The following is an 18,615-nucleotide window of genomic DNA, read 5'->3' as shown; positions in this document are numbered from 1 at the left end:
GATCGCAAGAAGTGGACAGGCCGCGATTCATCCGAATCTCGGTCTTTATGGGCTCACGGTCTGGTGTTGCATCGACTGTGGCGTACCATGGCGCACGCAACACCGCTGCAACGGCCCGCAATACCGGAATTCGTTGGGCCGGACTGATTTCACTACGATTTCTACCGTGCAGCGTGTTTGGCATGCCCTTTGCGATGGCCTGAGGCACCATCTGGCGCCTGGAGGAGGCGCCATGAACCTGACAACTGGAGGAGAAACCATGCTCGAGAGAACACCCACAACGAAGGCGCAAGCGCTGCTCGACAAGTTTGGCAAGGCGCTGGATACCGGCGACATCGACGCGGCGGTCAACTGTTTCCAGGCGGATTGCTACTGGCGCGACCTCGTCACCTTCACCTGGAACCTGAGGACGATAGAGGGCCAGGACCAGGTCCGCGACATGCTGAAGGCAACGCTGGCTGAGACCCGGCCGAGCAACTGGAAAGTGGCCGAAGGCGAGGAGGCGACCGAGGCGGACGGCGTCACCACCGCCTGGATCACCTTCGAGACCGAGGTGGCGCGCGGTTTCGGCCTGGTGCGGTTCAAGGGCGAGCTGATCTGGACCTTGCTCACCACCATGGCCGAACTCAAGGACCATGAGGAGAAGGCGGGCTTCACCCGGCCGCTCGGCGCCAAGCACGGCCACGGCAAGGACAGGAAATCCTGGCGCGAGGAGCGTGACGATGAACTCGCTGAACTCGGCCGCAGCAAGCAGCCCTATGTCGTGATCATCGGCGGCGGCCAAGGCGGCATCGCGCTCGGCGCGCGCCTGCGCCAGCTCGGCGTTTCAGCCATCATCATCGAGAAGAACGAGCGCCCCGGCGATTCCTGGCGCAAGCGCTACAAGTCGCTCTGCCTGCACGATCCGGTCTGGTACGACCATCTGCCCTATATCGATTTCCCCAAGAATTGGCCGGTCTTCGCGCCCAAGGACAAGATCGGCGACTGGCTCGAGATGTACACGAAGGTGATGGAGCTGAACTACTGGTCCTCCACCTCGGCGAAATCCGCGAAATACGACGAGAAGGCCAAGGAATGGACCGTTGTAGTCGAACGCGACGGCGAAGAGATCGTCCTCAAGCCCAAGCAGTTGGTGCTGGCAACCGGCATGTCCGGCAAGGCGAACTGGCCGAAATACAAGGGCCAGGACATCTTCAAGGGCGAGCAGCAGCATTCCTCGACCCATCCCGGCCCGGACAAATACCGCGGCAAGAAGGTCGTGGTCATCGGCTCCAACAACTCCGCCCACGACATCTGCGCGGCTCTCTGGGAGGGTGGCGCCGACGTCACCATGGTGCAGCGTTCCTCCACGCACATCGTGAAGTCCGACACGCTTATGGATATCGGGCTGGGCGCGCTCTATTCGGAGCAAGCGGTCGAGAGCGGCATGACGACGCGCAAGGCCGACCTGATCTTCGCCTCCCTGCCCTACCGCATCCTGCACGAATTCCAGATCCCGCTTTACCAGCAGATGAAGGAACGCGACGCCAACTTCTACGCGGACCTGGAAAAGGCCGGCTTCCTGCTCGACTGGGGCGATGACGGCTCGGGCCTGTTCATGAAATATCTGCGCCGCGGTTCAGGCTACTATATCGATGTCGGCGCCTGCGACCTCGTCATCGACGGCTCGATCAAGCTCAAGAGCGGACCAGGCGCGGCGGTGGAGGAGCTGACGCAAACCGGGGTCAAATTCGCCGATGGAACCGAATTGCCGGCCGATCTCGTGATCTACGCCACAGGCTACGGCTCGATGAACGGCTGGGCCGCGGACCTCATTTCCCAGGAGGTGGCGGACAAGGTCGGCAAGGTCTGGGGTCTTGGCTCCGACACCGCCAAGGATCCCGGCCCCTGGGAAGGCGAGCAGCGCAACATGTGGAAGCCGACCCAGCAGGAGGCGCTGTGGTTCCATGGCGGCAACCTCCATCAGTCGCGCCACTATTCGCAATATCTGGCGCTGCAGCTGAAGGCCAGACAGGTTGGCTTGCCCACACCGGTCTACGGATTGCAGGAGGTCCATCACAAGGGATAGCCCGTATCCCCGCATCACGATGGTGAGCCTTCGGCGACACCGAACGAAACGGCGGGAGTGAGCCCGCCGGGCTCACCGCTGGTCGGCGATGGCGTGAAACGCCCTCGTCAGCCAAACACTCGCGGCAGGTCTCCGGGCTACCGCATTCCGCCATCGAAGCAGAGGCACATGTCTCCTCCCGGTGACTGGTCAGGCGCGATTGGCGAAATCGTGCACGACGCGCTGCAGCAACGGCACATAGTCGCGAAACGCCCGCGTCCGCATATTGGCGACCTTGCCGCCCTCGTCCCAGATGCGAACCCGCACCGCTTCCTCATGGAACGGGTTCTTGCGGAACTCGGCCACCTCGTCGGCACTCATCGGTCCGCCCTGCAGCGACAGCGTGTGAACCGAAGCCGGCGACAGCTTGGAGAAATAGGTCGGGTCCGTGGCGCAGAGATAGCGCTTGGCGGCGACATGCAGCCGGACGCATTCGACGATGACCGGCGGGAAGAACGGCGCCAGCACCTCGCCGCCGGCCTCGTCATGGTGCTTGTCTTCGACATCGTCGGGCGAATAGGTGCCGAACTCGCTGGTGTAGTGGCCGATGTCGTGCAGCAGCGCGGCGGCCACCAGCACCTCGGGCGCTCGATCCTGTTCCGCCAGCCATGCTCCCTGCAGCATGTGCTCGGACATCGTCACCGGCTCGCCGAGATAGGATTCGGCACCCCGGCGCTCGAAAATGTCGGCTATGAACTCGACGATGGTGTCCGCGTTCAGATCATGGCTGCTCATTCCGCCGCCTCCTTGAAGCCGTGTTCGATCGCCGCGAGCGTCGACAAAAGGCCGTCCTTGTCTGCGTAGCATCCCTGCAGCCACCGCTTGCCGGTGCCCGAAAACGCCTTGCGGGCATGCATGACGCGAGTGTTGTCGACGATGAAGGCCTGGCCGGACTCAAGCTTGAAGGTGACTTCGAAGGACGGATCCTCGATCAACTCGGCAAAGCGGCGGTAGGCGGCGTAGTAACGATCCATGTCGGCGAACGGCACATCGACGGTCGGCGCCAGCGAGCGGTTGTTGAAGCGGATGCAGATCAGTTCGCCGTCGGGTCCAAGCTCGATCATCGGCCGTTTGGACTGCAGCCGCACGCCGGATGAACCTGCGTATTCGAACCGCGCCGCATGGGAGCTCAACAGCCGAAAACCTTCGGGGTTTTCCGCTTGCAAGGCAGCGGCGACGGCAAAGCCGTCGACGACGCTGGATTCGCCGCCCTCCACCGTGTTCTCGATGCAGGACAGGATCTGCAGCGTCGGTACCGGATCGCGATAGGGATTGTCGGTATGCGCCTGCAGGCCGAGATTGGTGTAGGCGAGGTTGTTCGGATTGACTTCGGCGCGCACGTCGAACCAGCGCCCGTAATTGGTTTCCCTGACGTAGCCGAACAGGTCGGACACCTTGCACAGCGCCCGGATTCGGCCGGCAGCCCGTCCATCACCGCAAAGCCGTAAGTCCTCACCGCCGAAAGCCATTCGCGCAGGACACCGCGGCCATGGAAGGCCGCCGGATAGCTGGCGCGCGGCACCGAGTTCTGCATCGTCGCCCTGGTCCAGCGCTGGATGACATCGCCTGTCCAACCGGGCTGGCGTGTCTCCTCGCGATCATAGGCGTTTGCACGCAGCCAATGGGCGGGAAAGCTGACCGTCTTTCCCTCCGGTTCGAAGCTGATCTCCAGCGCCCCGGCCTTGACCGAAGCAGCGCCAATTCTCGTGCCGGCCGGAATGTCGAGGATGGTGACGAGCCGCTGGCCATTGCCGGCGCTGCGCGTCTTGTCGTCCAGCGCATTGTCACGCAGCCAGATGGCGTGAAAGCGGGTGCGCCTTCCGTCCTGCCAGCCAAGTTCGATCGTTCTGCCTTCGTCGCCGATCAGCGCGTGGGTCAACATGGAGATCAGGTCCTGTGTCTATCCGCCCACGGCCAGATCCGGGGCTTCGATTGCATGTTGAGCGGACCCCAGGCATAACTCAAATTATCATTTTTTAGCCAAAGGCCGAAATTTCGTAATGGCTCGGAAACGACTCCCCAAGTTGCCTCCACTCGACTGGCTGCGCAGCTTCGAGGCTGCGGCACGGCTGTCGAATTTCACCGCGGCGGCAGCCGAACTCGGCCTGACCCAAGCGGCCGTCAGCCAGCATATCCGGCTGCTCGAGGAACGGCTGAAGACGCGGCTGTTCTCGCGGCTGGCGCGTGGAGTCGCGCTATCGCCCGAGGGCGCCGCCTACCTGCCGCACATCCAGTCGGCCTTCGCCACCATTGGCAGCAGCACCACGGAATTGTTCGAACCGCGCGCCGTCCGGACCGTCTCCATCCGGGTGCCGATCTCGTTTGCCTTGCTGGCATTGGTCCCGGCGCTGCCGGAGCTCGCCGAGGCGCTGCCGCGCGTCCAGCTCGATCTGGTGACGATCCACCGGCCGACCGACTACGATCTGCCGGGCTCGGCGCTCGACATCCGTTTCGGCAACGGATCCTTTCCTGGTCGCGAGGCCGAGAGGCTGACCGCCGAGCGGCTTGTGCCGGTGGCAAGTCCGGCCCTCGCCAGTGCCGCCGATTGGACATCGCTGCCGCTGCTTCTCGTGGCCGGCGCGCGCGAGATGTGGTCGGAATGGTTCGCGGCGGCCGGATTGGCCGGCCATTCCCAGCGGTCGCATCGTTTCGACAGTTTCGTCGCCGCCATGGAGGCGGCAAGAGCCGGCGCCGGCGTGCTGCTGGGGTCCCGTCCTTTGATCGACGCGGCGCTCGACGACGGGGCGCTGGTCCCGCTTTCCGATTTTGAGCTCCCCAGCACGTCGGGGCATTTTCTGACCAGGCCGTCGACCGCGCATCTGACCAGTGCCGAGCAGGATTTCCGCCACTGGCTGCTAAAGCGCCTTGCCGGAGAAGCCCGGACCTGACTGGCGCTACGGCGACGCTGTGCCGATACGCTTCCAGTAGATTAGCGTGCCCGTCAGCCCGCCATGCGGCTTCAGCGCATAATCCGGTACCTCGCCGGCCAGGGTGAAGCCGAGCTTCTCATAAAGTCCTGAAGCACCCTCCTCCGTCGCCGTGTCCAGAACCAGCAGCGTGCGTCCCTTCTCCGCCGCGAAGCGTTCGGCGGCCCGCATCAGGCGTGTCCCGACACCCCTGCCCCGTTGCTCGGCTGATGTCATCAGCTTGGCAATCTCGGCCCGATGCGGCTGGTTGGGAGGACAGTCGAGCAGCAGCGTGACAGTGCCGACCAGAGCCCCGCCGTCCCATGCCCCAAGCACCACTCTTTGCCCTCGTGCCGCCGCGGCCAGCGACGTCTCCCAGAATGCCCTTGCCGCCTCCGGCGCCAGCGGATGCATGAAACTGACCGATCCGCCGGCGGCAACCGTTTCGACCAGCAGATCCGTCAGCAGTGCGAGTGTTTCCTGGCTGGCGGTCAACGGCCCGATCTCTATGGCATTCATAGCTGGTCCTCTGGAAGCGATTGCTGGTATCGATAGCGCTGGGTCAGTCGAGATGGCTGGCACGCCGCCGCTTGCGCGCGGCCTTGATGGCGCTGATGCGTTCGGTGTCCTCTTCCCTGAGATGCCGACCGCGCTCGAGGATTTCGAGCGTGTATTCCTCATAGGTCAGGCCCAGCCGTTCAGCCTTGTCCATGCGCATCAGCATCACTTCGCGGCTCGGCACCTTCCATGCCTTGGCGTGCGCCGTCTGCCAGGCCAGGAAGATGTAAGGATCGCCCTTGCCCCATGGCGGCCCCTTGTAGTCGTCAAGCGGCGGCCCCCCATTATGGGAGCGCTTTGGCCGTCTTGCCATGATGTCAGCCCTTGACCAGAGCGACGAGATAGTCGGCGCCCGCCCCCAGCGCATGGAAGGTGCAGTCCGACGGTGCCCCGAGCGCCAGGCAGTCGCCCGGCTCGAGCCTGTGCACCTGATCGCCTTCGGTGAATTCGAGTTGTCCCGAGATCAGCCAGATCTGCTGCTTGATGAAAGCATAGGAAGCCGCGGGCAAGCTGACCTTCGCGCCCGCGGGCAGATGGACCTTGATCAGTTCGAGCGGCATGTCGCAGGCCGGCGACAGATGCCGCCTGACATAGCCTGTATCGGGATCGCGCCACACCGGCTGGTCGGCCGCGCGCAGCAGCCCGCCGCCTTGCAATTCCGCGCGCGCGATAAGGGTCGACAGCGTCATGCCGAAGGCCGCCGCAATGCGCACCAGAAGCGCGGCCGTCGGGCTGGTCATTCCGCGCTCGATCGTGCTCAGCATCGCCTTGGAAACGCCCGACCGTTCTGCGAGTTCGGCCAGCGACCAATCCCGCATGATCCTCTCGGCATGAATGCGCCTGCCGATGGTCGAGGAAATATCGTTCGCTATATCATCCATTCGTCCATTATAACGAAACAAAAACGCGAGTGAAGAGCCATCTCACGATAATTTTTACGAAGGCCTTAATCCTATCTACACCATCCGACCTCATCCGACCTTAACCCCGTTCCTGTAGCATCCGGTCTCCAGGGAAATGGGGATTGGCGTGTCCATGTATGTCGAACGCGAGGCTTCCGTCGGAGAACCGACATCGCAGGAGCGCCGCAACGCAGAGCAGAACGATCGGCGCATCCTGGGCAACGTCGTGCAATGCGACGGCGCGCGCGCCACCATCAGCGCCTATGCCGACGATGTCGACGGCGCGGTCACCGGCCTGTGGACGGTGGGCAAGATGATCTCCATCAATCTGGGCACGACGCGCACCGTTGGCCTGGTTTATGCGATCGGCAAGTCGGATCGCGCCTGGAGCAATGAGGGCCAGAACGCCATCGAGGTCAGCATCGAGCTGATCGGCGAAGTGCGCGACGGCGCCGAGCCCGGTGCCAAGCCGATCTTCGACCGCGGTATCACCAGCTATCCGCATATCGGCGCCGTCGCGCACCGCATCCGCACCCGCGACCTGCAGGCGGTCTATGACCTGGCCGGCCGCCATTCCATCACCATCGGCTCCCTGGCGCAGGACGAGGCGATCGCCGCCAACATCGCCATCGACGACACGCTGGCGCGCCATTTCGCCATTGTCGGCACGACCGGCGTCGGCAAGTCCACCGCCGTGTCGCTGCTGCTGCGCAAGTCGATCGCGGCGCGACCGGACCTGCGCATCCTGATCCTCGATCCGCACAATGAGTTCGCGGCCTCGCTGCCCGAATATTGCGTAAGGGTCGATTCCAAGACGCTCGACCTGCCGTTCTGGATGTTCACGCTGGAGGAATTCGCCGAAGTGCTGTTTCGCGGACGCGAAACGGTGCCGGAAGAGATCGACGCCCTTCGCGACCTCGTTCCGCTCGCCAAGAACCTCTATCGCAACCCCGGTTCAGGCGCCTACCTGAGGCGCGGCAGCGATGCGCTGACCGCCGATACGCCGGTACCTTACCGCATCGCCGACCTGCTCAAGCAGATCGACGAGCGCATGGGCATGCTCGAAAGCAAGACCGATCGTCCTACCCTCAAATCGCTGAAGACGCGCATCGAATCGGCGGCTGCCGATCCGCGCTACCGCTTCATGTTCAATTCGCGCCTGATCGAGGACACCATCCACGAGACGATCGGCAACATCTTCCGCGTGCCGCATCATGGCCGCCCGGTAACCTGCTTCGAGATGGCCGGCATGCCCTCGGAAGTGGTCAATTCCGTCTGTTCGGTGCTGGCGCGCCTGGCCTTCGACCTCGCTTTGTGGAGCGAAGGCAAGCTGCAGCTCCTGTTTTTATGCGAGGAAGCGCATCGCTATATGCCAGCCGATCCGCGCCTCGGCTTCGCGCCGACCAGGCATGCGCTGTCGCGCATCGCCAAGGAAGGCCGAAAATATGGCTGTTATCTCGGCGTCGTCACCCAGCGCCCAGGCGAGCTGGACCCGACCATCCTGTCGCAATGCTCGACCTTCTTCGCCATGCGGCTCGCCAATGAGCAGGACCAGGCGATCATCCGCTCGGCAATCGCCGACTCGTCCGCCTCCACGCTCGCGTTCCTGTCCTCCATGGGCCAGCGCGAAGCTATCGCCTTCGGCGAAGGCGTGGCGACCACCATGCGGCTGAAATTCGAGAGATTGCCCGCTCACCTGCTTCCCGGCACGGCCAAGCGCGAGGAAGAAGTGACGTCGAAGGCCGGTGAGGTCGATCTGGTGGCGATCGTCGAGCGGCTGCGCAACGTACCGAAACCGCAGAGCCAGGCAATGGCTTTCGCCGAGGTGGTCGATTCCGGCCGGCAGGCCGGCGACCCCGACTACCGCAAAGCGCCGGCGGCGGCGCGCGTGCAGTCGGACGAAGATTTCGACACGCGCTACGGCCTCAAGCCAGCCACCTTCGGCCTGCGTCCGCAGAACGATTGAGGCTGAGCGCTGCTTTCGCGTCAAATTTCCGTGGTTCTGCTTCGTCGGAAAGCTCGGCTAAATCCCGTGAGGAAATTCGTCAGGCTGAGTCGGTTGGTGTCGACTTGGAGAACCGGAGCGGAGCGGGTTCTTGGTCCGTGAGCAACGGAAGCGCAGACGTCGGCATCAAACGGCCAGCATCACGAATTTAGTGACGGGATTTAGGCGCAGACGCGATTGCGGCCTTGCCTCTTGGCTTCGTAGAGCTGGCGGTCGGCGCGGCGGTAGAATTCCTCGGCGGTTTCCTTGCGGTCCCAGACGGCGAGGCCGACGCTGGTCGTGATCTTGAGCCGGACATTGTTGCCGGATAGGATCGACATGTTGGCGATCGCCTTGCGGATGCGCTCGGCGAATTTGGCCAGGAGGTCCGCCTCCATGTTGGGCGTGACCACGGCGAACTCCTCACCGCCCAGGCGCGCCACCACATCGTGGAAACGTGTCATGTCCTTGAGGCATCTGGCGACAGCCTTGAGCACCTCGTCGCCGACGTCGTGGCCGTGGGTATCGTTGACCTGCTTGAAGTGGTCGAGATCGAGGATCATCAGCCCGACCGGCTTTTCGATGCGCCGGAACTCCTCGAGATATTCCTTCAGCGCGTCGTCGAAATAGCGGCGATTCTGCATGCCCGTCAGACCGTCCGTCAGGGCGGCATGCTCGAACGTCTCGGAGCGGGCACTGAGCGAAACCGTCATGGCGCGCAGCTTGCCTTCTTCCGTCGCCTGTTTGCGGATCAGCGGGTAGATGAAGAAGATGCCGAAAAACAGCGCGGTCGCGAGCAGAACGCCCGTCGCGAACAACAGCTTGTTGAGGTAGATGACCTTGTCCAGGCCCGAAGGCGTATGGAGCTCGGTGGCGAAGGATTGCAAGAGCCCATAGGCGTGCAGCGTCACCAGGCCAGCAGCGAGGATCACGAAAATAAAGACGAAAAAAGCGGATTCCGCCTTATGGAAACGCATCTGCTCCCCGATGGAAAAGTGCCCACCGACCTTATGGCAGCGACCGCCTTACGGAGCGTTAATTCCGGCAACTTCGGCGGGAACCTTGCCCTCAAGGTCAACTTTTTAGGTTGCATTAGCAACAAGTGTTTGGATCGTGGTTTCGCAATCGTCACCGGGGCGCAGTCTCTGCCATTCCGGCCCCAGCTGATGGCGAAACCAGGTCCCCTGCCGCTTGGCATATTGCCTTGTCGCGATCTTGGCGCGCTCGATCGCCTCGGGAAAGCTCGATTGCCCTGCCATCGCAGCCTGCAGTTCGCGAACCCCGATCGCCTTCATCGCCGGCAGGTCCGGATCCAGATGAAGGGCCGCAAGCTGCTTGACTTCCTCCAGCGCGCCCTTGTCCAGCATCCGGTCGAAACGTCTTTCGATGCGGCCGACCAACGCCGCCCGATCCGGCTCGATGACGAGGAAATGCGCGCTCTGCCTGTCGATCAGCGGCCGGCCGCGCTCGGCCTGCCATTCCAGGATCGATCGGCCGGACGCGTCGAGCACCTCGAGCGCCCGCACGATGCGCTGGCTGTCGGTTGGCTTCAGCTGCATGGCGGCTCTCGAATCCTCACGCAACAACAAGGCGTGCAGCTTGACCGCGCCTTGCTCTTTCAACTCATAGCGCCAGCGATCGCGGATCCGCTGCGGAATGTCGGGCATTTCCGAAATACCCTCGGTCAGCGCGCGAAAATAAAGGCCGGTGCCGCCGACGAAGATTGGCCGCCGCGAGAGTGTTCCGTCATCGATCAGTTTCATCACGTCGCGCAGCCAGGCGCCGGTCGAGTAAGCGGAGCCGGGATGGACATGCCCATAGAGAAAATGCGGCGCTCTTGCGAGCTCGGCCGCCTCCGGCCGGGCGGTCAGGACGTCGAGAACCGAATAGACCTGCATGGAATCGGTGTTGACGATGACGCCACCTGTGCGTTCGGCCAATTCGAGCGCCAGCGCCGACTTGCCGCTGGCGGTTGGTCCGGCTATCAGGATCGCGTTCTTCACGCGGCCTTCGCCCGCATCCGCGCCGGAATTCTCGATGCCGCTCATTGCCACGCTTGTTTCCCATTCCGCTGACCGCGCTCTGTCGCCGTCGCTTGCGAATATGGCCTCACGGTCGGTGGGCGCAAGCGCTGTCGTCTGGCTGGCCGAAGGCATTGCCTGTGATCTTGCCCTGCCGCCAGAGGCGCAGGCTGATGAAACGACTGCAAGGCTTCGCGCCGCATTGGCCGTTGAGCCCGTCGATGTGATCGTCCAGCAGGCTGAAACACGCCGCAAGAAAATCCTTATCGCCGATATGGATTCGACCATGATCGACCAGGAGTGCATTGACGAACTGGCCGACGAGATCGGCGTCAAGGATCACGTGGCGGCCATCACCGCGCGGTCGATGAATGGCGAGATCGCCTTCGAGCCGGCACTGCGCGAGCGCGTGGCACTGCTCAAGGGTCTCGATGCCGCCGTGGTCGAGCATATCGTCGCCAATCGGCTGACGCTGGCCTCGGGCGGCCGCGCCCTGGTCCAGACCATGCGCGCCAACGGCGCCTGGACTGCACTCGTCTCGGGCGGTTTCGAGGTCTTCACCACGCGCATCGCTGCGATGCTTGGCTTTCAGGAAAACCGCGCCAACAGCCTGCTCGACCAGGATGGACGCTTCACCGGGCTGGTCGGCGAGCCGATCCTCGGCCGCGCCGCCAAGGCCGAGGCGCTGCTCGAAATCTGCGCGCGCCTTGGCTTGACGCCGGCCGATGCCATCGCCGTTGGCGACGGCGCCAACGATCTCGACATGATCCGCCTGGCCGGCACCGGTGTCGCGCTCCATGCCAAGCCTAGCGTCGCGGCGCAGGCAAAAGTCCGGATCGACCATGCCGACCTAACCGCGCTGCTCTATCTGCAGGGCTACCGGCGGGAAGAATTCGTGCAATGAAACCAATCCGTACCAAACGACTGATCCTGCGCAATTGGGAGGATCGCGACCGCCAACTGTTCCATCGCATCAATTCCGATGAACGCGTGATGGAGTTCTTCCCGTTTCGCCGCGACCGTGCCGCCGCCGACGCCAAGATGGATGAGTTCCGCGCCGCCATCGATCGCGACGGCATTGGCTTCGCCGCCGCTGAGATCGCTGCCACGGGCGAATGCATCGGCTTTGTCGGCATAACCGGAACCGATCACCTGCCGTTCCTGCCGGCCAGCATGATCGAGATCGGTTGGCGGCTGGCGCCCGAATTTTGGGGCAAGGGCTATGTCACCGAGGCCGCCGAGGCATGGCTGGCCTACGGTTTCGAGACATTGGCCCTCGACGAAATCGTTTCCTTCGCCGTCGCCGACAACCGCCGCTCGACTGCCGTCATGGAACGTCTCGGCATGACAGCCGATCCCTCCGCCGATTTCGATCATCCCGGCATTCCCGACAGCCATCCCGCGCTCAAGCGGAATGTGTTCTACCGGCTGTCTCGCCAAGACTGGCAGGCAAGAAAAAGGGCGGCTCTCTAACCGCCCTTTCCGTCAAAATCAGGTTTTGCAGGTCCTGCCGGACATCAATCCATCCGGATCGTCACGAACCTGAGCTCACCGGTCTTCGAAGCCAGCATCAGCAGCGCGTTCTTGCGCCCCTGCTCCTTCAGCGCGCCAATCCTGTCCATGACGTCCTTGGGCGTGGCGACCGATTCCTGCGCGATCTCGGTGATCACTTCGCCCGGCTGGATACCGCGTTCGGCGGCGGCGGAGTCCTTTGCCACGTCGGTGATGACGACGCCGGAGACATCTCCGGCGATGCTGAACTTCTTGCGCGTCTCGTCATTGAGTTCGCCGACCGTCATGCCAAGCACTGCGGCGGTCGAGACAGCCGGAGCCTTGTCGCCGCCCTTGTTCTGGTCGGTGTTGCCATTCTCGCCGCTGGCGAGCTTCTCGCCATCCTCGAGCCGGCCGAGCGTCACCTTCACCGTCTGCTCGACGCCCTTGCGCACGATCAGCACGTCGACGGCCTTGCCCACTGGGCTTTCGGCCACGACGCGCGGCAGGTCGCGCATTTCATGGATGTCCTTGCCGTCGAACTTGATGACGACGTCGCCGGCCTGGATGGTGCCGTTGTCGACTGGTCCGCCCTTGATGACGCCGGCCACCAGCGCGCCCTTGGCGGTCGCCATGCCCAGGCTTTCCGCGATGTCGTCCGTCACCGGCTGGATGCGCACGCCGAGCCAGCCGCGCCGCGTCTCGCCATATTGGCGCAACTGCTCGACGACGCCCGAGGCGAGCTGCGAGGGAATGGAGAAGCCGATGCCGATCGAGCCGCCGGACGGCGAAATGATCGCGGTGTTCATGCCGATGACCTCGCCGGCGCTGTTGAACAGCGGTCCGCCCGAATTGCCGCGGTTGATCGCCGCATCGGTCTGGATGAAATCGTCATAAGGGCCTGAATTGATGTCTCGGTTGCGTGCCGAGACGATGCCGACGGTGACGGTGCCGCCGAGGCCAAACGGATTGCCGACCGCCATCACCCAGTCGCCGACGCGCATCTTGGTGGAATCGCCGAATTTCACCGCCGTCAGCTTGTGGCCTTTCGGATCGACCTTCAGCACCGCGACGTCGGTCTTGGTATCGGTGCCGACCAGCGTCGCCTTCAAGGTCACGCCATCGGAAAAATTGACCTCAATGTCGTCGGCATCGGCGATCACGTGGTTGTTGGTGACGACGATGCCTTGCTCGGCGTCGATGACGAAACCCGAACCGAGCGATTGCACCTTCTGGGACCCATTGTCCTTGTCGCCACCGCGGTTCTTGAAGAAGTCGTCGAAGAAGTCCTGGAAGGGGGAGCCTTCGGGCAGCTGCGGCATCGGCACGGCGCCCGGCCCTTCGGTGCCCTTCACCGTCTGCGAGGTCGAGATGTTGACCACTGCGCCGAGCACGCTTTGCGCCAGGTCGGCGACCGAGGCAGGCCCGTCGGCGGCGAATGTCGGCGTCACGAAGGACGGGATGGCGGCAGTGCCCAGGACAAGCGCTGCCGTACCGGCGACCAACGTCCGTCGAGCAGCGCGCAAAAGGGTGTTGGATGTCATCGAGAAGCCTCCCGGCATTTCTGAAAGAGAAAAGCGCTTCGACGAAAACGCCGTGTCGCGCCATGATGGCAAGAAATACGGCACGTTTGCGGCTATGGCTATCGGCGGAGTGTAAATCGAGTGTTATTCCGCAAACCGGACGCCTTTACCCGCCCCGCACCAGCCAGACGACGCCGACACCGATGGCGATGGCGGCCAGCCCGCCAATCCGCAGTGCATTCTCCGGCATCGACAGCACTTCGCCCGCGAGCTTCCTCGCAAAGCGGGGGAAGCCGCCATAGACCAGGCCCTCTATGACAAGGACCAGGCCTATCGCCGCGAAGAAGTCCTGCACCGGCCGTTACTGGCCGGTGCTGGGCTGTGTCGTCGGCGCAGCGGGTGACGCCGCCGGCGCGGCGGGTGCCGGCGATGTCGGCTTCGCCGGCCCTTCCTTGCCGTCGGGATCGCGGAAGTAGCGGAAGAACTCCGAGCTTGGCGACAGCACCATGGTGGTCCCGGTGCTGTCCAGCGCGGTGCCATAGGCATTCATCGACCGGTAGAAGTCGAAGAAGGCCGGATCACGCTGATAGGCTCCCGCGAAGGTGGCGCTGCGCTGGGCTTCGCCCTCGCCGCGCAGGATTTCGGACTCCTTCCGCGCTTCGGCAACGATCTCGACCACTTCACGATCGGCGCGTGCCGTAATGCGCTGTGCCGCTTCGTTGCCGCGTGCCCTCAGCCGCGCGGCCTCAGCCAGGCGTTCCGCCTTCATGCGGTCGTAGGTCTGCTGTGAAACTTCGGCCGTCAGATCGGTGCGGCGGATGCGGACATCCTCGATCTGCAAGCCGAGCGATGTGGCGTCGGGCCTGAGCTGATCGCGAACTTCGCGCATCATCACGGCACGCTCTTCGGAGAGCGCGGCCTCGAAATCGCGCAGGCCGTAGACGCGGCGCAAGGCAGCGTCGAGACGCGTCCTGAGCCGCGCTTCGGCCAGTTCGATCTGACCCGACACCGCCGCACGGAAGACGCGCGGATCCGAGATGCGGTAGGCGATGAAGGCATCGACCTCATAGAACTTGCCGCCCGACACCTGGACGCGAATGTTGTCGAGATCGAAGCGCAGCACCCTGTTCTCGATCAGCTGCACCGTGTCGGCGTCGAAGAAGGAGAACGGCGCCTTGAAGTAGATGCCTGGCTCGCTCTTGACGTCAACGATCTCGCCGAAACGGAGCACCAGCGCCTGCTGGCGCGCATTGACCACGAAGACCGAGGAATAGATCAGGAACAGGATGACCGCCGCTACGACGACGAAGATGGGAAGACGGTTGGCCATCATCACTGGGTACCTCCCGTGCGCGCGGCGGGAGCAGCCGGCGCCGGCGGTTTCGGCTGCAATGCGGGCAGCGGCAGATAGGGCAGGACACCTTGTCCGTTGCCCTGCTCGACGATGACCTTGCTCGAGTCCTTCAGAACCCTCTCCATGGTTTCCAGATAAAGGCGTTTGCGCGTGACATCGGGGGCCTTGGCATATTCGTCGTAGACGGAGATGAAGCGCTGGGCCTCACCTTCGGCTTCCTGCACCACACGGTTCTTGTAGGCGGCCGCGTCTTCGCGGACCTGGGCTGCCTCGCCGCGTGCCTGGCCGAGCTTCTGGTTGGAATACTGATTGGCCTGCTCGACGAACTTGTCCTCGTCCTGCTCGGCACGCTGCACCTCGTCGAACGCATCTGCCACCTCGCGTGGCGGCGCTGCATCCTCGATGGAGACGGCGTTGACGTTGAGGCCGGCCTTGTAGCCGTCCAGCGTCGTCTGGATGATCTCGCGCACCGAGGCCGCTATGCCCTGACGGTCGTCGCGGAAAATGTCTTGTGCCGGCCGGCGGCCGACGGCTTCGCGCATGGCGCTCTCGGCAACCTGCCGCAGCATGCCGTCCGGGTCGGAAACGTCGAACAGGTAAGCGCGGGGGTCGGAGACCTGGTAGGCCACCGAAAACTGTACATTGACGATGTTCTGGTCGCCAGAGAGCATCAGGCCGTTGCCGCTGGTGTTGCCACCGCCAATGTCGACGAGTTGCTCTGAAATCTTGGCCGTCTCGACGGTTTCAAGCGGCCACCAGTGGAAGTGCAGGCCAGGTTGGGAAAGCTCGGCCTTCGGCTTGCCAAAGCGCAGTTCGACCGCGACCTCGTCGGGCTGAACGGTATAGACCGCCTGGAAGGCCCACAGAACGACCAGCACCGCGGCGATCAGCCCAAACACGGCCGGACTGGCGCCACCGCCCCCGGGCAGCGCGCGCCTCAGCCGATCCTGGCCACGGCGAATGATGTCTTCGAGGTCGGGAGGCGACCCCTGCGGGCCGCTCGGCCCCTTGGGTCCCTGCCCCCAGGGTCCCTGATTGTTGCCGCCGCCACCCCACGGGCCGCCGCCTCCGCCACCTTTGTCGTTCCAGGGCATGAATGTCCTTTCGCTTGGAATTCCCTCAAGCGCCGCGGGTACGGCGCAAATCCAGTGTCGTTCTTCTATAGGGACGCCACGGCACGCTTTCAACGCGATGCCCGTCGACTTCATCCGTTTTGGGCCGGTAGCGACCCTTTGTCGTCCTTAAATGCCGTTTTTGTCTTCAAACCATTTCGCGGCGGCGCTCGTAAACCGTATAGCGCGTCGCATGGCTGTCCTTTTCTCCTGACGGAACCCCCTGCGAACTGACCACGTGCCATGTATCAGGGTCGATCGGCGGGAAATACGCGTCGCCGTCGACGGCGGCCAGCACATGGGTGACGTGCAGGCGGTCCGCCAGCGGCAGCGCCTGGGCATAGATTTCGCCGCCGCCGATGATGCAGACCTCGTCGACGCCTGTCATGCAGCGTCCGCGCACCGTCGCCAGCTGGATGGCCGCTTCCAGCGTATGCGCCACCTCGACGCCCTCGGCGCGCCACGCCTTGTCGCGGGTGACGACGATGTTCAGCCTGCCCGGCAGCGGCCGGCCGATGCCTTCATAGGTCTTGCGGCCCATGATGATGGGCTTGCCCATCGTGTCGGCCTTGAAGCGCTTGAGGTCGGTGGAGAGCCGCCAGGGCAACCCACCATCCCGCCCGATCACGCCGTTCTCGGCAATGGCGACGTAGATCGCGACATGCATCAATTTGCGTCCCCGCCATTGCTGTCCGACGGTTCGAGCAGGAGGATATCGATATCGTGCTCGGGATAGAAATCGTGCGCCGTCATCTCGAAACTCGTCGGCCCGACCTTTTTGACGTTATCGCCGCAGAACGAGACCAGGGCTTTCGGGTTGCCCTTGTCGACGGTCAGCTTGAACTTGCCGATGGTGCCCGCCGCCCAGTTGCCGCCGGTGGTCAGGATATAGGCGATGCGGCTTTCGTAGAATTTGGGATAGCCGTCCGCATTGTCCTTGGCCGCCTTGCGCACCGCGTTCTCGAATGTGTTGTCCATGCAGTAGCGGGTCTTGTAGGTTGCGTATGAGCCCTGGAACTGGCCCTCATTGAAAAAACTGACAGACGACGTGCCGCCGACGCTCGGCTTGTAGCGGTGCGAGACGTGGACGTCCTTGTTGGCCGGAAAGGCCGAGCGCCACCAATAGGTCGAGCGCAATTGCCAGAACGGCGAATAGCCGGGTTTTTGGCCACTGTCGGCCTCCGCATCCTCGATGATGATGCCGCGGTTGACCCAGTCGTCAGCCACCGCTTGCGGCAGCTTCGCCAGCGCCGCCTTGGCGGCATCGCCGAACGGATTGAAGGGCACGTTTTGCGCCTTCAAATCGGCGCTGATGTCGATGCCGAGCGCGAGCACCTTCTGCTCGAGTTTCGGCTTTGCCGGCGCGCCGTCGATCGTCACCTCGAAGCCGAGGAAGTTGTCGCTCTGGTTTTCAGGGATCGCCGGCATCTCTTCGGGATCCCCCGAAATGTCGGGCATCGGGAAGGCCACGATCGCGTCGACATCCTTGTTGGTGTTGTTGTGGAAGACGTAATCCACCGTCACCTTTTCGGGCGAGATGAAAAGATCCTCACTTTGCATCGCCACGGCATCGTTGCGCGACAGGATCAGGCCGCCGGTGCCAAGCTCGGCAACCGAATCATTGGCCAATGCAGGCGCCCCCGATAGGGCCAGCACGGTGGTCAAAACATATCGCAGCATGAAAGCCCCCTCGGCGAGAATGCCCGCGGGACCCTAGCCCTTTCAATGCGGCGTTTCAAAGCCCTTCCGCGTCAGTGCTCACGCACGCAGTCTGGACACGTACGCGGTCTGGACAACCCTGCGGTCTGGACACGCATGTGGTCTGGACTAACAGGTTACGATCGGGCAGGAGTTCGCCGCATGCGCAAGCTTCTCGTCATCGGCATCGGCGCCGGCAATCCCGACCACATGACGGTTCAGGCCATATCGGGCCTGAACCGGGCGGACGTCCTGTTTATTCCCGACAAGGGCGCCGACAAGACAGACCTTGCCGACCTGCGGCGCGGCATCTGCGACCGCTTCGTCACCAACCCGACCTCACGCCGGGTCGAGTTCGACGTGCCGGTGCGCGTCGAACCAACGTCTTCCTATCGCTCGACGGTCGACGACTGGCATGAGGCGATCGCCGCCATCTACGAGGGGCTGATCCGCGACGAGATCGCCGGGGATGGTTGCGGCGCCTTCCTGATCTGGGGTGACCCCTCGCTCTACGACAGCGCCCTGCGCGTCCTGGAGCGCGTGCGCCTGAGGGGCAGTGTCGCCTTCGAGCTGGAAGTCATCCCCGGCATAACTGCCATCCAGGCGCTGGCCGCCAGCCACAAAACGGCGCTGAACCGCATCGGCGATCCTGTGCTGATCACCACCGGCCGCCGCCTGACCGAGGAAGGCATGCCGGACAATGCCGGCAGCGCCGTCGTCGTGCTCGACGGCAAATGCGCCTTCAACACGCTGGCCGACCAGAACCTTTTCATCCAATGGGGCGCCTATCTCGGCACGCCGGACGAGATCATCATCTCCGGCCGCCTGGGCGATGTCGGCGCCGAAATCGAGAAGCGCCGCGACGAAGCCCGCCGGGAAAAAGGCTGGATCATGGACACGTATTTGCTGCGGAAGCAGGAGTAGTAGTGAGTAGTGAAGCCAACCAACTACTGACTACT

At 63.5% G+C, this 18,615-nt stretch carries 20 protein-coding genes and 1 pseudogene; 7 read left to right on the top strand and 14 right to left on the bottom strand.

Annotated features, from left to right (window positions below; all coding sequences use genetic code 11):
• Nucleotides 1-259: 259 nt before the first annotated feature.
• The gene (locus FJ941_RS01140) at nt 260-2,068 is read left to right on the top strand and encodes an NAD(P)/FAD-dependent oxidoreductase (protein ID WP_140502501.1); all 1,809 of its coding nucleotides are present in this window, start codon (nt 260-262) and stop codon (nt 2,066-2,068) included.
• A gap of 189 nt (nt 2,069-2,257) precedes the next feature.
• On the opposite strand, the gene FJ941_RS01135 is transcribed toward FJ941_RS01140, so the two are convergent.
• From FJ941_RS01135 to FJ941_RS29280, 3 genes and pseudogenes are all read right to left on the bottom strand, one after another.
• Nucleotides 2,258-2,842: an HD domain-containing protein gene (locus FJ941_RS01135; protein WP_027146522.1), complete on the bottom strand. Its 585-nt coding sequence runs from the start codon at nt 2,840-2,842 to the stop codon at nt 2,258-2,260.
• Entirely contained in the window at nt 2,839-3,501 is a 663-nt protein-coding gene (locus FJ941_RS29285) for a TauD/TfdA family dioxygenase (protein WP_246673653.1), read from the bottom strand. Before FJ941_RS29285 ends, FJ941_RS01135 begins: the two co-directional genes overlap by 4 nt.
• A gap of 278 nt (nt 3,502-3,779) precedes the next feature.
• Nucleotides 3,780-3,989, bottom strand: a pseudogene (locus FJ941_RS29280) (gamma-butyrobetaine hydroxylase-like domain-containing protein); the annotation flags it as partial.
• A 118-nt stretch (nt 3,990-4,107) separates the two neighbouring features.
• Between FJ941_RS29280 and FJ941_RS01125 the strand changes: the two are divergent.
• The gene (locus FJ941_RS01125; protein ID WP_140502500.1) at nt 4,108-4,995 is read left to right on the top strand and encodes a LysR substrate-binding domain-containing protein; all 888 of its coding nucleotides are present in this window, start codon (nt 4,108-4,110) and stop codon (nt 4,993-4,995) included.
• A gap of 6 nt (nt 4,996-5,001) precedes the next feature.
• Here the strand turns inward: FJ941_RS01125 and FJ941_RS01120 are convergent, their stop codons facing one another.
• Genes FJ941_RS01120 through FJ941_RS01110 form a run of 3 tightly spaced genes read right to left on the bottom strand, consistent with a single transcriptional unit; the run spans nt 5,002 to nt 6,452 of the window.
• A complete protein-coding gene (locus FJ941_RS01120; protein ID WP_140502498.1) occupies nt 5,002-5,532 on the bottom strand; it encodes a GNAT family N-acetyltransferase in 531 nt (176 codons plus the stop codon).
• 43 nt (nt 5,533-5,575) lie between these two features.
• Entirely contained in the window at nt 5,576-5,884 is a 309-nt protein-coding gene (locus FJ941_RS01115) for a hypothetical protein (protein WP_140502496.1), read from the bottom strand.
• Between the two features lie 4 nt (nt 5,885-5,888).
• Nucleotides 5,889-6,452 carry an XRE family transcriptional regulator gene (locus FJ941_RS01110; protein WP_140502495.1) on the bottom strand — a complete coding sequence of 188 codons (564 nt, stop codon included), beginning with the start codon at nt 6,450-6,452 and terminating at the stop codon, nt 5,889-5,891.
• Nucleotides 6,453-6,606: 154 nt separating this feature from the next.
• Between FJ941_RS01110 and FJ941_RS01105 the strand changes: the two genes are divergently transcribed.
• A complete protein-coding gene (locus tag FJ941_RS01105; RefSeq protein WP_140502770.1) occupies nt 6,607-8,439 on the top strand; it encodes an ATP-binding protein in 1,833 nt (610 codons plus the stop codon).
• Nucleotides 8,440-8,639: 200 nt separating this feature from the next.
• Here the strand turns inward: FJ941_RS01105 and FJ941_RS01100 are convergent, their stop codons facing one another.
• Together FJ941_RS01100 and miaA are read right to left on the bottom strand one after the other, a co-directional pair.
• Nucleotides 8,640-9,434, bottom strand: coding sequence for a GGDEF domain-containing protein (locus tag FJ941_RS01100; RefSeq protein ID WP_027141716.1), 795 nt, complete (start codon nt 9,432-9,434; stop codon nt 8,640-8,642).
• Nucleotides 9,435-9,539: 105 nt separating this feature from the next.
• The gene (gene miaA, locus FJ941_RS01095) at nt 9,540-10,505 is read right to left on the bottom strand and encodes a tRNA (adenosine(37)-N6)-dimethylallyltransferase MiaA (protein WP_140502494.1); all 966 of its coding nucleotides are present in this window, start codon (nt 10,503-10,505) and stop codon (nt 9,540-9,542) included.
• On the opposite strand from miaA, the gene serB reads away from it, so the two are divergent.
• Nucleotides 10,495-11,382: a phosphoserine phosphatase SerB gene (gene serB, locus FJ941_RS01090; protein ID WP_140502493.1), complete on the top strand. Its 888-nt coding sequence runs from the start codon at nt 10,495-10,497 to the stop codon at nt 11,380-11,382. The two genes, miaA and serB, sit on opposite strands and share 11 nt — an antisense overlap.
• Nucleotides 11,379-11,951, top strand: coding sequence for a GNAT family N-acetyltransferase (locus FJ941_RS01085; RefSeq protein ID WP_140502491.1), 573 nt, complete (start codon nt 11,379-11,381; stop codon nt 11,949-11,951). Before serB ends, FJ941_RS01085 begins: the two co-directional genes overlap by 4 nt.
• 44 nt (nt 11,952-11,995) lie before the next feature.
• Here FJ941_RS01085 and FJ941_RS01080 read toward each other — a convergent pair whose 3' ends face one another.
• Nucleotides 11,996-13,513 carry a DegQ family serine endoprotease gene (locus tag FJ941_RS01080; RefSeq protein WP_140502490.1) on the bottom strand — a complete coding sequence of 506 codons (1,518 nt, stop codon included), beginning with the start codon at nt 13,511-13,513 and terminating at the stop codon, nt 11,996-11,998.
• On the opposite strand from FJ941_RS01080, the gene FJ941_RS29620 reads away from it, so the two are divergent.
• Nucleotides 13,503-13,628, top strand: a complete 126-nt coding sequence (locus FJ941_RS29620; RefSeq protein WP_281405555.1) for a hypothetical protein — start codon at nt 13,503-13,505, stop codon at nt 13,626-13,628. The genes FJ941_RS01080 and FJ941_RS29620 overlap by 11 nt on opposite strands.
• 30 nt (nt 13,629-13,658) lie before the next feature.
• Here FJ941_RS29620 and FJ941_RS01075 read toward each other — a convergent pair whose 3' ends face one another.
• The 5 genes from FJ941_RS01075 to FJ941_RS01055 form a co-directional block, all read right to left on the bottom strand.
• Nucleotides 13,659-13,847 carry a DUF2065 domain-containing protein gene (locus FJ941_RS01075; RefSeq protein ID WP_140502489.1) on the bottom strand — a complete coding sequence of 63 codons (189 nt, stop codon included), beginning with the start codon at nt 13,845-13,847 and terminating at the stop codon, nt 13,659-13,661.
• 6 nt (nt 13,848-13,853) lie between these two features.
• A complete protein-coding gene (locus tag FJ941_RS01070) occupies nt 13,854-14,822 on the bottom strand; it encodes a protease modulator HflC (RefSeq protein ID WP_140502769.1) in 969 nt (322 codons plus the stop codon).
• 2 nt (nt 14,823-14,824) lie between these two features.
• Nucleotides 14,825-15,940, bottom strand: a complete 1,116-nt coding sequence (hflK, locus tag FJ941_RS01065; protein ID WP_140502488.1) for an FtsH protease activity modulator HflK — start codon at nt 15,938-15,940, stop codon at nt 14,825-14,827.
• A 166-nt stretch (nt 15,941-16,106) separates the two neighbouring features.
• Nucleotides 16,107-16,625, bottom strand: coding sequence for a dihydrofolate reductase (locus FJ941_RS01060; protein ID WP_140502486.1), 519 nt, complete (start codon nt 16,623-16,625; stop codon nt 16,107-16,109).
• A complete protein-coding gene (locus FJ941_RS01055; RefSeq protein ID WP_140502485.1) occupies nt 16,625-17,638 on the bottom strand; it encodes a DUF4424 domain-containing protein in 1,014 nt (337 codons plus the stop codon). The genes FJ941_RS01060 and FJ941_RS01055 overlap by 1 nt, the downstream gene beginning before the upstream one ends.
• A 180-nt stretch (nt 17,639-17,818) precedes the next feature.
• Here FJ941_RS01055 and cobF point away from each other — a divergent pair, with 180 nt between their 5' ends.
• Nucleotides 17,819-18,580, top strand: coding sequence for a precorrin-6A synthase (deacetylating) (gene cobF, locus FJ941_RS01050; protein WP_140502484.1), 762 nt, complete (start codon nt 17,819-17,821; stop codon nt 18,578-18,580).
• Nucleotides 18,581-18,615: the final 35 nt, after the last annotated feature.

The sequence above is a fragment of the Mesorhizobium sp. B2-3-13 genome, assembly GCF_006442195.1.
GTDB lineage: Bacteria > Pseudomonadota > Alphaproteobacteria > Rhizobiales > Rhizobiaceae > Mesorhizobium > Mesorhizobium salmacidum.
The sequence above is the reverse complement of the archived record's forward strand: the minus strand, read 5'-3'. Positions and strand labels throughout refer to the sequence as shown.

Coding starts and splice junctions, on each gene's coding strand:
- FJ941_RS01125 (WP_140502500.1), top strand. CDS start 4,108: ATGGCTCGGAAACGACTCCCCAAGTTGCCTCCACTCGACTGGCTGCGC.
- serB (WP_140502493.1), top strand. CDS start 10,495: ATGCCGCTCATTGCCACGCTTGTTTCCCATTCCGCTGACCGCGCTCTG.
- FJ941_RS01140 (WP_140502501.1), top strand. CDS start 260: ATGCTCGAGAGAACACCCACAACGAAGGCGCAAGCGCTGCTCGACAAG.
- cobF (WP_140502484.1), top strand. CDS start 17,819: ATGCGCAAGCTTCTCGTCATCGGCATCGGCGCCGGCAATCCCGACCAC.
- hflK (WP_140502488.1), bottom strand. CDS start 15,940: ATGCCCTGGAACGACAAAGGTGGCGGAGGCGGCGGCCCGTGGGGTGGC.
- FJ941_RS01080 (WP_140502490.1), bottom strand. CDS start 13,513: ATGACATCCAACACCCTTTTGCGCGCTGCTCGACGGACGTTGGTCGCC.
- FJ941_RS01105 (WP_140502770.1), top strand. CDS start 6,607: ATGTATGTCGAACGCGAGGCTTCCGTCGGAGAACCGACATCGCAGGAG.
- FJ941_RS01070 (WP_140502769.1), bottom strand. CDS start 14,822: ATGGCCAACCGTCTTCCCATCTTCGTCGTCGTAGCGGCGGTCATCCTG.
- FJ941_RS01100 (WP_027141716.1), bottom strand. CDS start 9,434: ATGCGTTTCCATAAGGCGGAATCCGCTTTTTTCGTCTTTATTTTCGTG.
- FJ941_RS01110 (WP_140502495.1), bottom strand. CDS start 6,452: ATGGATGATATAGCGAACGATATTTCCTCGACCATCGGCAGGCGCATT.
- FJ941_RS01115 (WP_140502496.1), bottom strand. CDS start 5,884: ATGGCAAGACGGCCAAAGCGCTCCCATAATGGGGGGCCGCCGCTTGAC.
- FJ941_RS01055 (WP_140502485.1), bottom strand. CDS start 17,638: ATGCTGCGATATGTTTTGACCACCGTGCTGGCCCTATCGGGGGCGCCT.
- FJ941_RS01135 (WP_027146522.1), bottom strand. CDS start 2,842: ATGAGCAGCCATGATCTGAACGCGGACACCATCGTCGAGTTCATAGCC.
- FJ941_RS01085 (WP_140502491.1), top strand. CDS start 11,379: ATGAAACCAATCCGTACCAAACGACTGATCCTGCGCAATTGGGAGGAT.
- miaA (WP_140502494.1), bottom strand. CDS start 10,505: ATGAGCGGCATCGAGAATTCCGGCGCGGATGCGGGCGAAGGCCGCGTG.
- FJ941_RS01120 (WP_140502498.1), bottom strand. CDS start 5,532: ATGAATGCCATAGAGATCGGGCCGTTGACCGCCAGCCAGGAAACACTC.
- FJ941_RS01060 (WP_140502486.1), bottom strand. CDS start 16,625: ATGCATGTCGCGATCTACGTCGCCATTGCCGAGAACGGCGTGATCGGG.